General features: G+C 71.0%; 13 protein-coding genes. 3 read left to right on the top strand and 10 right to left on the bottom strand.

All coding sequences use genetic code 11. From position 1 onward, the window contains the following. Positions 1 to 41 precede the first annotated feature (41 nt). Positions 42 to 413: a hypothetical protein gene (locus NVV95_RS00670; protein WP_259484615.1), complete on the bottom strand. Its 372-nt coding sequence runs from the start codon at positions 411 to 413 to the stop codon at positions 42 to 44. An 83-nt stretch (positions 414 to 496) separates the two neighbouring features. Then, positions 497 to 2,566, bottom strand: a complete 2,070-nt coding sequence (gene uvrB / locus NVV95_RS00665; RefSeq protein WP_259484614.1) for an excinuclease ABC subunit UvrB — start codon at positions 2,564 to 2,566, stop codon at positions 497 to 499. A 101-nt stretch (positions 2,567 to 2,667) separates the two neighbouring features. Here uvrB and NVV95_RS00660 point away from each other — a divergent pair, with 101 nt between their 5' ends. Then, positions 2,668 to 3,693 (top strand): 6-phosphofructokinase, encoded by a 1,026-nt coding sequence (locus NVV95_RS00660; protein ID WP_259484613.1) that lies wholly within the window; start codon positions 2,668 to 2,670, stop codon positions 3,691 to 3,693. A 71-nt stretch (positions 3,694 to 3,764) separates the two neighbouring features. Here NVV95_RS00660 and NVV95_RS00655 read toward each other — a convergent pair whose 3' ends face one another. The 8 genes from NVV95_RS00655 to NVV95_RS00620 form a co-directional block, all read right to left on the bottom strand. Beyond that, the gene (locus NVV95_RS00655) at positions 3,765 to 4,691 is read right to left on the bottom strand and encodes a 5-oxoprolinase subunit C family protein (RefSeq protein ID WP_259484612.1); all 927 of its coding nucleotides are present in this window, start codon (positions 4,689 to 4,691) and stop codon (positions 3,765 to 3,767) included. Further along, positions 4,681 to 5,394, bottom strand: a complete 714-nt coding sequence (locus NVV95_RS00650) for a 5-oxoprolinase subunit B family protein (RefSeq protein ID WP_259484611.1) — start codon at positions 5,392 to 5,394, stop codon at positions 4,681 to 4,683. The genes NVV95_RS00655 and NVV95_RS00650 overlap by 11 nt, the downstream gene beginning before the upstream one ends. After that, positions 5,391 to 6,155, bottom strand: a complete 765-nt coding sequence (locus tag NVV95_RS00645; RefSeq protein ID WP_259484610.1) for a LamB/YcsF family protein — start codon at positions 6,153 to 6,155, stop codon at positions 5,391 to 5,393. The genes NVV95_RS00650 and NVV95_RS00645 overlap by 4 nt, the downstream gene beginning before the upstream one ends. A gap of 34 nt (positions 6,156 to 6,189) precedes the next feature. Next, a complete protein-coding gene (gene coaE, locus NVV95_RS00640) occupies positions 6,190 to 6,837 on the bottom strand; it encodes a dephospho-CoA kinase (RefSeq protein ID WP_259484609.1) in 648 nt (215 codons plus the stop codon). A 110-nt stretch (positions 6,838 to 6,947) separates the two neighbouring features. Next, entirely contained in the window at positions 6,948 to 8,399 is a 1,452-nt protein-coding gene (gene rpsA, locus NVV95_RS00635; protein ID WP_259484608.1) for a 30S ribosomal protein S1, read from the bottom strand. 194 nt (positions 8,400 to 8,593) lie between these two features. Further along, on the bottom strand, positions 8,594 to 9,610 hold the full coding sequence (locus tag NVV95_RS00630; protein WP_259484607.1) for an epimerase: 1,017 nt from the start codon (positions 9,608 to 9,610) through the stop codon (positions 8,594 to 8,596). Beyond that, complete coding sequence (locus NVV95_RS00625) at positions 9,607 to 10,350, bottom strand: DUF4166 domain-containing protein (RefSeq protein ID WP_259484606.1); 744 nt, start codon at positions 10,348 to 10,350, stop codon at positions 9,607 to 9,609. The genes NVV95_RS00630 and NVV95_RS00625 overlap by 4 nt, the downstream gene beginning before the upstream one ends. 2 nt (positions 10,351 to 10,352) lie before the next feature. Next, positions 10,353 to 12,026 carry a DUF885 domain-containing protein gene (locus NVV95_RS00620; RefSeq protein ID WP_259484605.1) on the bottom strand — a complete coding sequence of 558 codons (1,674 nt, stop codon included), beginning with the start codon at positions 12,024 to 12,026 and terminating at the stop codon, positions 10,353 to 10,355. Between the two features lie 120 nt (positions 12,027 to 12,146). On the opposite strand from NVV95_RS00620, the gene imuA' reads away from it, so the two are divergent. Next, complete coding sequence (gene imuA' / locus NVV95_RS00615) at positions 12,147 to 12,938, top strand: DnaE2-dependent mutagenesis accessory factor ImuA' (RefSeq protein ID WP_259484604.1); 792 nt, start codon at positions 12,147 to 12,149, stop codon at positions 12,936 to 12,938. Then, complete coding sequence (locus NVV95_RS00610) at positions 12,935 to 14,815, top strand: DNA polymerase Y family protein (RefSeq protein ID WP_259484603.1); 1,881 nt, start codon at positions 12,935 to 12,937, stop codon at positions 14,813 to 14,815. The genes imuA' and NVV95_RS00610 overlap by 4 nt, the downstream gene beginning before the upstream one ends. Positions 14,816 to 14,846: the final 31 nt, after the last annotated feature.

Genomic DNA, 14,846 nt, shown 5'->3' with positions numbered 1-14,846 from the left:
CGTTCGCTCGGAGCGACACCGCCGGTGGGTCGTCTCACCGATCAGTCGAAGCAGGTCACGCTCATATCCCAGACCGTGCAACTGGTGAATGTGTTGGAGGTCGACAGGATGCGGGAGGCATCTTCAGCCCGAGGGGCCGCGCCGTCGAAACGACGGAACTCCCAGATCCCCTCGTACCGGATCGTCCCGTCGGAGTACGCGAAGAACTCGGAGAACACGTCGCCGGTGGTCGACCAGGAGCCGCCACCGCCGTTGCCGAGCGGTCCGTCCTGGCAGCCACCGTACGGGCTCTCGACGCACGCCGGCGGGTTGGTCAGCTCGGCGTGTGCGGCCAGCGGGGCGGCGACCACGGCGGTCGTGGCCAGGACGCCGCCGAGGACGGCGGACAGGAGTGTGCGATTGATTCGGATCATTCCAGAAAGCTACGTCGGCCGAACCTTCTGGCGTGATGGTCAGTTTCTACTCAATCTGCTCCGGTGTCACTCCGCCGTCCAGGTCAGGCGATGTGGCCCGCCTTCTCCATCTGGCGGAGTTCGCGCTTGAGTTCCGAGACCTCGTCGCGGAGGCGGCCCGCCAGCTCGAACTTGAGCTCGGCCGCCGCCTCGAGCATCTGGCCGTTCAGGTCGGCGATGATCGACTCGAGGTCGTTCGCGCCCTGTGCGGCGATGCCCTCGCGGCGCAGGTTCGGCGTGGGGCTCTTCTTGCCGCGGCCGGCGCGCTCCTTGAGCAGGTCGGCGGTGTCGGCGCCCTCGCGGGCCAGGGCCTCGGTGATGTCGGCGATCTTCTTGCGCAGCGGCTGCGGGTCGATGCCGTGCAGCGTGTTGTACGCGACCTGCTTCTCGCGCCGCCGGTCGGTCTCGTCGATGGCGAGCCGCATCGAGTCGGTCATCTTGTCGGCGTAGAGGTGCACCTCGCCCGAGACGTTGCGCGCCGCGCGACCGATCGTCTGGATGAGCGACGTCGACGACCGCAGGAAGCCCTCCTTGTCGGCGTCGAGGATCGCCACGAGCGACACCTCGGGCAGGTCGAGACCTTCACGCAGCAGGTTGATGCCGACGAGCACGTCGTAGACACCCTGCCGGAGCTCGGTCAGGAGCTCGACCCGGCGCAGCGTGTCGACATCCGAGTGCAGATACCGCACCCGCACCCCCGCCTCAGTGAGGAAGTCGGTGAGCTCCTCGGCCATCTTCTTCGTGAGGGTGGTGACGAGCACACGCTCGTCGCGCGCCGAGCGCAGCCGGATCTCCTCGAGCAGATCGTCGATCTGCCCCTTCGAGGGCTTCACGATGAGGGTCGGGTCGATCAGGCCGGTGGGGCGGATGATCTGCTCCACCACCCCGTCGGCGATGCCCATCTCGTAGCGCCCCGGCGTCGCGGAGAGGTAGACGGTCTGGCCGACGCGCTCCTTGAACTCGTTCCACTTCAGCGGACGGTTGTCGAGCGCACTCGGCAGCCGGAAGCCGTGGTCGACCAGAGTGCGCTTGCGCGAGGAGTCGCCCTCGTACATCGCGCCGATCTGCGGCACCGTCACGTGCGACTCGTCAATGACGACCAGGAAGTCGTCGGGGAAGTAGTCGATCAGGCAGTGCGGCGCCTCGCCCGGGTTGCGCCCGTCGATGTGGCGGGAGTAGTTCTCGATGCCGGAGCAGAAGCCGATCTGCTGCATCATCTCGAGGTCGAAGGTCGTGCGCATCCGCAGCCTCTGGGCTTCGAGCAGCTTGCCCTCGCGCTCGAGCTGGGCCAGCCGGTCGTGCAGTTCGGTCTGGATGGTCTCGATGGCGCGGTGCATGACGTTCGTGTCGGCCACGTAGTGCGAGCCGGGGAAGACGGAGACGCTCTCGAGTTTCTGCACGATGTCGCCGGTCAGCGGGTGCAGGCTGTAGAGCCCCTCGATCTCGTCGCCGAACATCTCGATGCGGATGGCCAGTTCTTCGTACATCGGGATGATCTCGATGGTGTCGCCCCGAACCCGGAAGTTGCCGCGCGAGAAGTCGATGTCGTTGCGCTGGTACTGCATCGAGACGAAGCGACGGATGAGGTGGTCGCGGTCGATACGCTGCCCCACCTGCAGGGCCATCATCGCGTTCAGGTACTGCTCCGGCTTGCCGAGGCCGTAGATGCACGACACGGTCGAGACCACCACGACGTCGCGGCGCGACAGCAGCGAGTTGGTGGTGGAGTGACGCAGCCGCTCGACCTCGGCGTTGACCGAGCTGTCTTTCTCGATGAAGGTGTCGGTCTGCGGCACGTACGCCTCGGGCTGGTAGTAGTCGTAGTACGACACGAAGTACTCGACCGCGTTGTTCGGCATGAGCTCGCGGAACTCGTTCGCCAGCTGCGCCGCCAGGGTCTTGTTGTGCGCGAGCACGAGGGTCGGGCGCTGCACCTGCTCGATCAGCCAGGCCGTGGTGGCCGACTTGCCCGTGCCGGTGGCGCCGAGCAGCACGATGTCGGTCTCGCCCGCGTTGATGCGCCCGGCGAGCTCGGCGATGGCCGCCGGCTGGTCTCCGCTCGGCGTGTATTCAGAGATGACTTCAAAGGGGTGCACGGAGCGGGTGGGTTCCATGCGTTAAGTTTAGGGAGAGCCACCGACATCAGCGTCGGTGCTCGCTCAGAGCGTCATGCCGAGCGTTACCTCACCACCACCACCACGAGGCAGACATCACCATGCGAATCGGAATCCTCACCAGCGGCGGCGACTGCCCCGGTCTGAACGCCGTCATCCGCGGCGCCGTGCTCAAGGGCACGGAGATCAACGACCAGGAGTTCGTCGGCTTCAAGGACGGCTGGCGCGGCGTCGTGGCGGGCGACATCCGCCCGCTCGAGCGCAGCGACGTGCGCGGCATCGCCAAGCAGGGCGGCACTATCCTCGGCACCTCGCGCACGAACCCCTTCGAGGGCAACGGCGGCCCCGAGCGCATCCAGGAGACCCTCGACCGTCTCGGCATCGACGCCATCATCGCCATCGGCGGCGAGGGCACCCTCGCGGCGGCCAAGCGGCTGACGGATGCGGGACTGAAGATCGTGGGTGTGCCGAAGACCGTCGACAACGACCTCGACGCGACCGACTACACCTTCGGCTTCGACACCGCCGTCGAGATCGCAACCGAGGCCATGGATCGCCTGCGCACCACCGGCGACTCGCACAGCCGCTGCATGGTGGCCGAGGTGATGGGCCGGCACGTCGGCTGGATCGCCCTGCACTCCGGCATGGCCGCAGGCGCCCACGCGATCCTCATCCCCGAGCAGAAGACCAGCATGGAGCAGGTCGCCGAGTGGGTGCGCAGCGCCGCCGACCGCGGTCGCGCGCCGCTCGTCGTCGTCGCCGAGGGCTTCACGCCCGACCACGCCGACGACGCCCACTCCGAGCGCGGCCTCGACGCCTTCGGCCGCCCGCGCCTCGGCGGAATCGGCGAGCGGCTCGCCCCCATGATCGAGGAGATCACCGGCATCGAGACCCGGGCCACCACGCTCGGCCACATCCAGCGCGGCGGTGTACCGACGGCCTACGACCGGGTGCTCGCCACCCGCCTCGGCATGGCCGCGAGCGACATCGTGCAGGAGGGCGCCTGGGGCCGTATGGTGGCGCTCCGCGGCACCGAGATCGAGACGGTCGGCTTCGAGGAGGCGCTCGGCAAGCTCAAGACCGTGCCGCAGCACCGCTACGACGAAGCGGCGATGCTTTTCGGCTGATCCCGGCGGGCTTCGCGCTCGGATGCGGGCCGCCGACGCTCCAGGGTGTTCGGCAGCCCGCATTCGTGCGTCTAGCCCCGCACCGCGGCGAAGAGCACGACGTCGCCGGGCCGCAGCTGCGCCGCGAGGTCGACGGCGGCGGCCGTGAGCACCGCGATCACGGGGTAGCCCCCGGTCACCGGATGGTCGCGGAGGAACACCACCGGCTCGCCGTTCGGCGGCAGCTGCACCGCGCCGACGACCATCCCCTCGCTGGGCAGGGTGCTCGCGGGTGCGGTGTCCAGAGGTGCGGCGCTGCCCGGCGCGCTGAGGAGCCGCACCCCGACGCGGTTCGACGAGGGCGAGACCGTCCACGCCGACGCGAGCAGCCGCGGCCAGCCGGCGGCGCCCGCCAGGTCGGCGCGGGGCCCGGGCATCACCGCGAGCATCCGCTCGTCACCGCGCCGACCGGAGGCGACCTGCCGGCCCACGACGGCAGGCAGCAGCGTCGCCTCGGGCCAGTCACCCGGATGCTCGCCCACCGTCAGCACGTCACCCACCCGCACCGGCGCCGGCCCGAGACCGCTCAGCACGTCGCTCGACCGGCTGCCGAGCGTCGTCGGCACGGCGAATCCGCCGCGCACGGCGAGCATCGTGCGCAGTCCCGCCGTCGGCATCCCCACCGTCACGACGTCTCCGTCGCCGAGGGTGAACGAACAGCCCATCGGATGCTCGACCGCCGCCCGCCCGTCGCCCCGCTCCACCACGACCGACGCGCTCGCCCCCGTGACCGCCACGAGCAGCGCCCCCCGCGCACGCAGGGCGACGCCGCCGAGCACGGACTCCAGCACCGCCTCCCCCGGAGTGTTGCCGACGAGCCGGTTGGCGGCCCGATACGCGCCCTGGTCGGCGGCGCCCGACCCGGTGACGCCGAGGTGCGCGAAGCCCGGCCGGCCCGCATCCTGCAGCAGGGTCAGCGGCCCGGTCGCCCGCACCTCGACGGCGTGCTCAGCCGGCATCGACGAAGCCCACGACGGTTCCGGGGGCGAGCAGGGCCGGCTCGCTGCGCGCGCTGTCCCACAACACGGCGTCGGTGCGGCCGATCAGGTGCCAGCCGCCGGGCGACTCGCGTGGGTAGATCCCGCAGTAGCCCGCCGCCAGCGCGACCGATCCCGAGGGCACGACCGCCCGCGGGCTCGACCGTCGGGGCAGGGTGAGCCGTCCGGCGTCGTCGCCCATCAGGTAGGCGAAGCCCGGGGCGAAGCCGATGAAGGCGGCAGTCCAGCGGGTGGAAGTGTGCAGCGCGATCAGCTCGGCGACGGTGAGACCCAGTGTGGTCGCCACCTCGTCGAGATCGGCGCCGTCGTAGGTCACCGCGATCTCGACCCGCGGTGCCTGCACAGCGGTCGGCTCGGGCGAGTGCGGAGCGGTCGCCGCCTCCTGCAGCCAGTGGTGCACGCGCGCTGACGTCAGCCGGTCGGCGTCGAAGGTGACGAGCACCGTGCGCTCGGCGGGCACGACGTCGATCACGCCGTCGAGCGACGGCTGTGCCGACGGATGCGCCCGGAGTGCGGAGTACAGGGCGAGGGCGGAACGGGCATCCGGAACCTCGGCCAGCAGCGCCGCCTCGCCCGCCGGCCGCACGACGAGGCCCGCGAGTGGCTCGCCACGTGACGGCCGGCCCACCGGCGGCCCGCCCGCCACCGGACCAGGCGGCATCATCGCACCGCGAAGGCCGCGACCGTCAGCCCCGAAGACTCCAGGGCGTCGCGCACGGCTCGGGCGATGCGCACGGCGCCGGGGGTGTCGCCGTGCACGCAGATGGTCTCGGCCGAGAGGGCCAGGTCGCTGCCGTCGATCGCGATGACGACGCCCTCGGCGGCCAGGCGGAGCATCCGTTCGGCGATCTCGTCGGGATCGTGCAGCACGGCGCCGGGCTCGCTGCGCGGCACCAGCGTGCCGTCGGGACGGTAATTGCGGTCGGCGAACGCCTCGGGCACGAAGCGCAGACCCTCGGCCTCGGCCAGCCGGCCGATCTCAGAGTCGGGCAGCCCGACGACGGGCAGCGTCGCGTCGACGGCGAGCACCGCCTCGATCACGGCCGCCGCCTGCAGCTCGTCGTGCACGACCCGGTTGTAGAGGGCGCCGTGGGGCTTGAGGTAGGCGACGCGGGTGCCGGATGCGGTGGCCAGCCCCTGCAGAGCCCCCAGCTGGTAGACGACGTCGGCCATCAGGTCGGCGGGCGGGAGGTCGAGGTCACGGCGGCCGAAGCCGCGGAGGTCGGGGTAGGACACCTGGGCGCCGATGCTCACGCGGTGCGCGGCGGCCTGGCGCACCGTCGCGAGCAGGCCGGACGGATCGCCGGCGTGGAAACCGCACGCGACGTTCGCGCTGGTGACGAGCTCGAGCATCGAGCGGTCGTCGCCGAGAGTCCAGGCGCCGTACGACTCGCCGAGGTCGGCGTTGAGGTCGATGGTGGTCACGGTGTCGTCGCTCTTGGTGTCACTCTTGGTGGGTTCAGCTCTGCCAGGCCGGTCGGTCGGCAGCGGATGCTCGGGCGGCCGCCTCGCGGATGGAGAGCCACGCGGCGTCGGTCTGCTGCACCGTCTCGTCGAGGGTGCCGCCCGTGGTGATGACGACATCGGCGAGGGCGCGGCGCTCGTCGTCGGAAGCCTGGGACGCCACCCGCCGCTCGGCCTCGTCGGCCGCCATTCCGCGGAGTTCGATCAGGCGCCTCACCCGAGTATCGGCCGGCGCCTCGACCACGACGACATAGCGGAACAGGCCGTCGCGGCGCCCGCCTGACTCGGCGAGGAGCGGCACGTCGTAGACCACGATCGCGTCGGGGTCGGCGGCGGTCGACTCGGCGAGGCGATGCTTCAGCAGCTCGGCGACGGCCGGGTGGGTGATGCCGTTGAGATCGAGGCGGGCCGCGTCGTCGGCGAAGACGACGGCACCCAGGGCGGGGCGGTCGAGACGGCCCTCAGAGTCGATGACCCCGGGGCCGAAGCGCTCGGCGATGGCGGCGAGGCCGGGGGTGCCCGGCTCGACGGCCTCACGGGCCAGCCGGTCGGCGTCGATCACGACCGCACCGTGCTCGGCGAAGCGGCGGGCCACAGTGGATTTGCCGGCGGCGATGCCTCCGGTGAGAGCTGTCACGAACACGTGCCCATGCTAGCGGGAGCCTCCGACGCCGGCCGGAAACGGCGGATGGCCGCCCCTGGAGAGGGACGGCCATCCGGTGCAGCGGTGTTCTGCTGCGGGGTGTTCGACTACTAGCTGTTCGAGCTGAGCTTCTCGCGCAGAGCGGCGAGGGTCTCGTCGTCGGCGAGGGTGCCGGCGCCGGTCGACTCGCTCGAGAACGAGTTCGAGCCCGAGGGGATGTCGCTGTTGAGCGCCTCGGCGTTCGACGTGGCGACCTGCTTCTTGTGGGCCTCCCAGCGAGCCTGGGCCTCAGCGTACTGCTGCTCCCATGCCTCGCGCTGGGTGTCGAAGCCTTCCTTCCACTCGTTGGTCTCGGGGTCGAAGCCCTCGGGGTACTTGTAGTTCCCCTGGTCGTCGTACTCCGTGAGCATGCCGTAGAGCGCCGGGTCGAACTCGGTGCCCTCGGGGTCGACTCCGTCGTTCGCCTGCTTCAGCGAGAGGCTGATGCGGCGACGCTCGAGGTCGATGTCGATGACCTTGACGAAGACCTCGTCGCCGACCGACACGACCTGCTCGGCGAGCTCGACGTGCTTGCCGGAGAGCTCGGAGATGTGCACCAGACCCTCGATGCCCTCGGCGACACGGACGAACGCACCGAACGGCACCAGCTTGGTGACCTTTCCGGGCGCGACCTGGCCGATGGCGTGGGTACGGGCGAACACCTGCCACGGGTCTTCCTGCGTCGCCTTGAGCGACAGGGAGACGCGCTCGCGGTCGAGGTCGACCTCGAGGATCTCGACGGTGACCTCCTGGCCCACCTCGACGACCTCGGAGGCGTGCTCGATGTGCTTCCAGGAGAGCTCGGAGACGTGCACCAGACCGTCGACGCCGCCCAGGTCGACGAACGCACCGAAGTTGACGATCGACGAGACGACGCCCTTGCGGACCTGCCCCTTCTGGAGGTTGTTGAGGAAGGTGGTGCGGCTCTCGGACTGCGTCTGCTCGAGCAGGGCGCGGCGCGACAGCACGACGTTGTTGCGGTTCTTGTCGAGCTCGAGGATCTTCGCCTCGATCTCCTGGCCCAGGTAGGGGGTCAGGTCGCGAACGCGGCGGAGCTCGATCAGCGAGGCGGGGAGGAAGCCGCGCAGGCCGATGTCGACGATCAGACCGCCCTTGACGACCTCGATGACCGAACCGGTCACCACGCCGTCGGCGTCCTTGATCTTCTCGACGTCGCCCCAGGCGCGCTCGTACTGGGCGCGCTTCTTCGACAGGATCAGACGGCCTTCCTTGTCCTCCTTCTGGAGGACGAGGGCCTCGACCAGGTCACCGACCTGAACGACCTCGGTCGGGTCGACGTCGTGCTTGATCGAGAGTTCACGCGAAGGGATGACGCCCTCCGTCTTGTAACCGACGTCGAGGAGGACCTCGTCGCGGTCGATCTTCACGACGGTGCCCTCGATGAGGTCTCCGTCGTTGAAGAATTTCAGAGTCTTTTCGACCGCGGCGAGGAAGTCTTCAGCAGATCCGATGTCATTGATGGCGACCTGCTTGGTTGCCTTTTCGGTCGTTGCGATTGTCATGTAGTGGTTGCTCCGTTATGGACATGATTCAGGCCGGTCGCGCGGGATCCCGGTTGAGGATCGAGGTTTTCCGCGACTGGCAGGCGGATAGAAGTCACAGAAGTGACGCTCTAGTCTAGCTATGCGGGAAGGGGCGCGGCAAGCGCAGATTCAGGCACTCTCTGATCAACGCCGGGGTGGCGCCGGGCATTCCTTCAGGGACGCGGCGCGCGAGGCGCACCGCGGGGCCCGCGACTGCTCGCGCCGCGGGCGGCGACGATCGCGGCGAGGGCCGCGTCGTGGTCGCGGTAGCGGAAGGGGTAGCCCGCCGCCTCCAGCCGCTCGGGCAGCACCCACCGGCTCTTCAGCGCCAGCTCGGTCTCGGTGCGGATGGCGATCGACCCGAGCTCGAGCATCCACCGCCACGTGGGGATGCCGATGCGCGCCCCGACGGCTCGACGCACCGACGCCATGAAGGTGCGGTTGTCGGTGGGGTTCGGCGCCGAGACGTTCACGACGCCCTCGAGCTCAGGGTGGTCGTCGACGAAGCGCACGATGCCCACCACGTCGTCGAGATGGATCCAGCTGAACCGCTGCCGGCCGTGCCGAGAGTTCGGGCGGTAGCGGTGGTACGTACCCGCGGCGATCCCGGCGCGGGTGGCGGGCCAGCGCCCGTCGAACTGCGGGCCGCCGAGACCGAGGCGCGCGAGCATCATGATGGGCGCGAGCGCGCTGCCGTCGCCCAGCACGATCGCGGTGCGCAGGGCCACCCGGCGGGTCGACGGCAGCCCGCCGCGGAAGAACTCGGCCTCCCAGCTCGTCGCGACGTTGACCGAGAAGCCCTCGCCGATCTCCCCGGTCGACTCGGTCATGGGCCGGTCGTCGGCGTGGCGGTAGATGGTGGCCGTCGACGAGTTGATCCACAGGCGGGGCGGATGCGCGGCGGCGGTCACGGCATCGTGCAGCGCTCGCGTGGTCTCCAGCCGCGACCGGAAGATCTCGGCACGGTTCGCCGCGTCGTAGCGGCAGTTCACGCTCTTGCCGGCCATGTTGATCACCAGGTCGGCGCCGTCGACGGCGGCGAGGATCGCGGCGGAGTCGTTCCACCGCGCATCCGGCCCCCGACGCCCGATGAGCAGCACCTCGGCGCCCTCGTCGCGGAAGGACTGCGCGAGCGCGGTGCCGATGAAGCCGGATGCTCCGGCGAGTACGACCCGCCGCGGCGCGGTCATTCGGGGCGACCGGGACGGGTGGACGGGGCGGGCGCCGCCGATTCGGTGCGCTCAGACGGCTCGGTGCCTGAGAGTGACGGCTCGGCCCTCACGGGCTCGGCCCGGACCTCGTACCCGAACGTTCCCGTGTACTCGTACACCCGCCCCACGAGTGGCGCCTCGACGACGGCGGTCACCCGCTGCGCCCCCTCGCCCGCGTTCGCGGCGTCGTCGAAGCGTTCGACGACGGTGACCCGCGGTGTCACCGCACGCGGCAGCGGAACGAAGTGCCGGCCCACGCGCAGCTCGACCGCGGTGGAGACGAGGTGCAGCTCACCTCGCACCACCCGGGTGGAGAGCCGCACCCGGAAGCGCCGGTCGACGCCGAGATGGTCGACGAGCCCGTCGGGGCCGGGGTTCTCGGCGGTGATCACGTCGACCATCGTCTGGGCGCCGGTGAGGAAGTGGAAGCGACGCACCGCCACGACTCCCGTGCGCCCGTCGCGGTCGACGAGCGGCGCGTTGATGACGCTGAACGGCACGTTGTGCTCCCACGCCGGGAACAGGATGCCCTGCGGGCCGAGCATCCGGAGCAGAGGCCAGAGCCAGCGCCGGGGTGTGCCGATCTGCTCGAACACACCGCTGCCGTAGCCGCGGAAGCCGGGGCGGATGCCGCCGACGTAGCGGCGCACCACCGGATGCAGGTCGTCGAGCGACGACCCGGAGGTCAGCTCGTACGGGGAACGCGCGCGGGCGACCACGATCAGCCCAGGAGCGTCGAGCGCAGGGTGTCGAGGCCCACGCCGCCGAGGTCGAGGGCGCGACGGTGGAACTCCTTCGACGAGAAGGCCTCCTTCTCGCGGGCGCGCAGGGTGTCGCGCACCTCCTCCCAGATGCGCTGGCCCACCTTGTAGGAGGGGGCCTGCCCGGGCCAGCCGAGGTAGCGGTTCACCTCGAAGCGGATGAACGCGTCGTCCATGTTCACGTTCCGGCGCATGAACTCGAGGGCGTACCCCGCATCCCACACACCCTGACCGTCGAGCCGCGGCTTCTGCAGGTGAACGCCGATGTCGAGCACCACGCGGGCCGCGCGCATCCGCTGCCCGTCGAGCATGCCGAGGCGGTCGGCCGGGTCGTCGAGGTAGCCGAGCTCCTCCATCAGCCGCTCGGCGTAGAGCGCCCAGCCCTCGGCATGGCCGCTCGTGCCGGCGAGCTGACGGCGCCAGGTGTTGAGCTTGGCGCGGTTGACGACGGCCTGGCCGATCTGCAGGTGGTGACCCGGAACGCCCTCGTGGTAGACGGTGGTGAGCTCGCGCCAGGTGTCGAACTCGGTGACGCCCTCGGGCACCGACCACCACATGCGGCCGGGGCGCGAGAAGTCGTCGGTGGGGCCCGTGTAATAGATGCCGCCCTCGTGGGTGGGCGCGATCATGCACTCGATCGTTCGCACCTCCTCGGGGATGTCGAAGTGGGTCGCGCCGAGCTCCGCCACCGCGCGGTCGCTGGTCTCCTGCATCCAGACCCGCAGCGCCTCGGTGCCGTGGAGCTTGCGGCTCGGGTCTTCGTCGAGGTGGGCGATGGCTTCGAGAACGGATGCGCCGGGCGTGATCTCCTCGGCGATGGCCTCCTGTTCGCGGACCATGCGCGCCAGCTCCTCGATACCCCATTCATAGGTCTCGTCGAGGTCGATCGTCGCGCCGAGGAAGCGACGGGACTGCAGGGCGTAGATCTCGCGACCCACCGCATCCTGCTCACCGGCGACCGGCGCCAGCTCGTTCTCGAGGAACTGCGCGAGCTTCGTGTAGGCCTCGGAGGCCGTCTCGGCGGCGCGGCCGAGGTCGCGGTGCAGAGCCTCGCCCGTGCGGGCGGTGGCCTCGGCGCTCGTGGCGAAGGTGGTGAAGAAGCTGTCGGGGCCGGAGTTGGTGCGCGCCTGGGCGAGCACCTCGAGCACCTGCCGGCGTGCGGGCACGACACCCTGCCGCATGCCTTCGCGCAGGGTGACGATGTAGCCGTTCACGGCCTCCTCGACGGCCGAGAGGCGCTTCGAGACGACGGCCCAGTCGTCTTCGGTCTCGGTGGGCATGAGGTCGAAGACCTCGCGGATGTGCTGGCTGGGCGAGTCGATCACGTTCAGGTCGCGCAGCTGCAGACCGGCCTCGCTGCTCGCCAGGCTCAGCCGCAGCTCGTTCGACAGGTCGGTCTTGGTGACCTGGTCGACCTCGTCGACCGGCGTGGCCTTGTCGAGCTCGGCGAGCACGGAGGTCACCGCGGCCACGTAGCGCTCGTGCCCGGCCGGCGAGAGATCGCCGAACCGGTCGTTCACCTCGGTGCGGCCGATGTAGGTGCCGATCACGGGCTCGAGTTCCACCACGGTGTCGACCCAGCGCTCCGCGATGCGGTCGATGTCGGTTGTCGGACGTACTGTCGAACTGGTCATGGAACGACCCTAGGGCACCCCACCGACACCGGCGTCGAGGGTTCCTCACAGGCTCAGGATGCTCTGCACAGCCTCATCCACCCGATTGACTTCTTCGAACATATGTTCGAACATGGGGCCATGACCGATGCCGCACTCGACGTCTCCTCCCCCGCTTCCGCGGGCGAGGATATCCGGGCGCTCCAGTCGCGCATCGCCCAGATGCAGGCCACCAAGCTCGACACCCGGGCGGTGCGCACGCATCCGGCGATCGCGCCGCTGCTGCCCGGGGGGTCGCTGCGTGCCGGGGCCGCCTACTCGGTCGAGAGCTCGACCGCGCTCGTCATGGCGCTGATGGCGGGGCCCTCGGCCGACGGCATCTGGTGCGGGGTCGTTGGCCTGCCCGACTTCGGGGTCGAGGCGGCCGCCCGGTTCGGAGTCGACCTGGAGCGGCTGGCGCTGGTGCCGCATCCGGGAGACGAGTGGCTCACCGTCACCGCGGCGATGGCCGACGTGGTGGGGGTCGTCGTGACCCGCGTGCCGGGTCGGGTGTCCGACGGCGCTCTGGCGCGGCTGCAGGCGCGCATCCGGCAGCGTGAGGCGACGCTCATCGTGCTCGGCGACTGGCCGCAGAGCGAGGCGACCCTGCGCATCACCGAGAGCACCTGGACGGGCATCGGCGCGGGGCACGGCTATCTCGCCGGGCGGCAGGCGATGGTGTCGGTCACCGCGCGCACCGGCAACGGGCGGCCACGGCGGGGGCGGCTGTGGCTGCCCGACGGCGACGAGCTGTTCCGGCCGGTGATCGAGTTGCCGGGGATGGCGGGGCGGGGTGAGGGTGCTGCCGCTGTTGCTGCCTCTGCTGCTGCCTTTGCCCCTGCTGCTGCTCCTGCCTTCGCCCCGATGCGACTGCTGCGCGAGGTGAACGGGTGAGCGCCGGCGCGGCGGCCGGAGCCGTGCGCACCATGGTGCTGTGGTGCCCCGACTGGCCCGTGGCGGCCACGGCCGAGGCCGAGGGGCTGACACTCGACGACCCGATCGCGGTGATCGAGAAGGGGCTGGTCTACGCCTGCTCCGAGGGGGCGCGCTCCGACGGGGTGCGGCGCGGGCTCCGTCTCCGGGAAGCGCAGGCGCGCAGTCCCCGGCTCCGCGACTTCCCCTACGACCCGGTGCGGGTCAACCGTGCCTTCGAGCCGCTCATCGGCGCGCTGGAGGAGATGAGCCCGAATGTCCAGGTCATGCGCGCCGGCAGCTGCGCCCTGCGCGCCCGCGGTCCGAAGCGGTTCTACGGCACCGAGCACGTGGCGGCCCTCGCCTTCCTCGAGCGCTTCGCCGAGCTCGGGGTCACGGAGGCGCGGGTCGGTGTGGCCGACGGCCTGTTCGCCGCCGAGCAGGCGGCGCGGCTGCCGGGGGTCGACCTCATCCGCATCGTGCCCGAGGGCGCCTCCCCCGAGTTCCTCGCCCGGCTCCCGCTGCAGCTGCTGGGCGAGGAGGAGCTGTGCGCCCTGCTCTGGCGTCTGGGCATCCGCACCCTGGGCGACTTCGCGGCACTGCCGGCCGAAGACGTGCGTTCCCGCTTCGGTGAGCCGGGGGCGCGGGCGCACGAGCGTGCCAGCGGCACCGACCCGCGGCGGGTCGTCCCGCGCATCCCGCCCGAGGTGCGGGAGAGCGTCAACGCCTTCGAGCCGCCGCTCGAGCGCATCGACCAGATCACGTTCAGCATCCGGGCCGAGGCCGATCGCTTCGTGGGCGAGCTCGCGGCCGCCCGCCTGGTCTGCACCGAGCTGCGCGTCGAGATCGCCACCGAGCGGGGCGAGGTGCGGGAGCGCACCTGGCTGCACCCGCGCTGGTTCGGGGCGAACGACGTGGTCGATCGGGTGCGCTGGCAGCTGCAGGGCGGCAGCACCATCGAGAGCACCCTCTCGGCGCCGGTCGTGCGTGTGCGGCTCACCGCCGAGACGGTCGACGACAGCGCCCGCCACGAGACCGGCCTCTGGGGCACGGGCTCCGAGGAGCGCATCCACCACGGCCTCTCGCGGGTGCAGAGCATCGTGGGCCACGAGGGTGTGCTCACCGCCTCCATCGGTGGCGGCCGCTCGCCGCGGGAACGGCAGCTGCTGGTCCCCTGGGGCGACCGCCCCCCGACACCCGCGGCGGCGCCCGGCCGCGCGGCACCCGCCGGCTTGCCCGGCCGTGCGGCATCCACTGCATCGGCTAGCGGCGCTCTGGCTCGCATCGCCCCCACCTCCGCGTCGCCGAATGGCGGCGCCCGACTGACGCTGGCCGGCACCGAAGACATGATCGGTCCCTCCTCCACCTCCTCCTCCTCCGCCACCCCTACCTCCGTCATCCCCACCTCCGCCACCCCCTCCATCACCGCTGCGTCGACCGCGCCCGGCACCACCGCCGCGACGCCGCGACCGGCGTCTGCCGGCGCCCGGCGCCGCGGGCCGAAGAGTTCGGCCCGGGCCGAGGTGGCGCCGTGGCCGGGCAGCCTGCCGCCGCCGCTGCCCACCACGGTGTTCGAGCAGCGCCGGCAGGTGCTGCTCCTGACGAGCCGCAACGAACTGGTCGACGTCGACGACTCCGGCGAGCTCATCGGCGAGCCCGCACGCTTCTCCCCCGACGTCTCCAGTCGCTCGCTCCGTCCGGTGCAGGCCTGGGCCGGCCCCTGGCCGGTGTCCGAACGCTGGTGGGACAGCCGCAAGGCCCGCCGCCTCGATCGCCTCCAACTCATCGACGCCGACGGCACCGCCTGGCTCCTCGCCCTCGACCGCCACCTCTGGTGGGCGGAGGCCCGCTATGACTGACCGCCTCGCCCCGCACCGCCCTGTCACCACG

Source organism: Herbiconiux gentiana (assembly GCF_024978135.1).
Lineage (GTDB): Bacteria > Actinomycetota > Actinomycetes > Actinomycetales > Microbacteriaceae > Herbiconiux > Herbiconiux gentiana.
The sequence above is the reverse complement of the archived record's forward strand: the minus strand, read 5'-3'. Positions and strand labels throughout refer to the sequence as shown.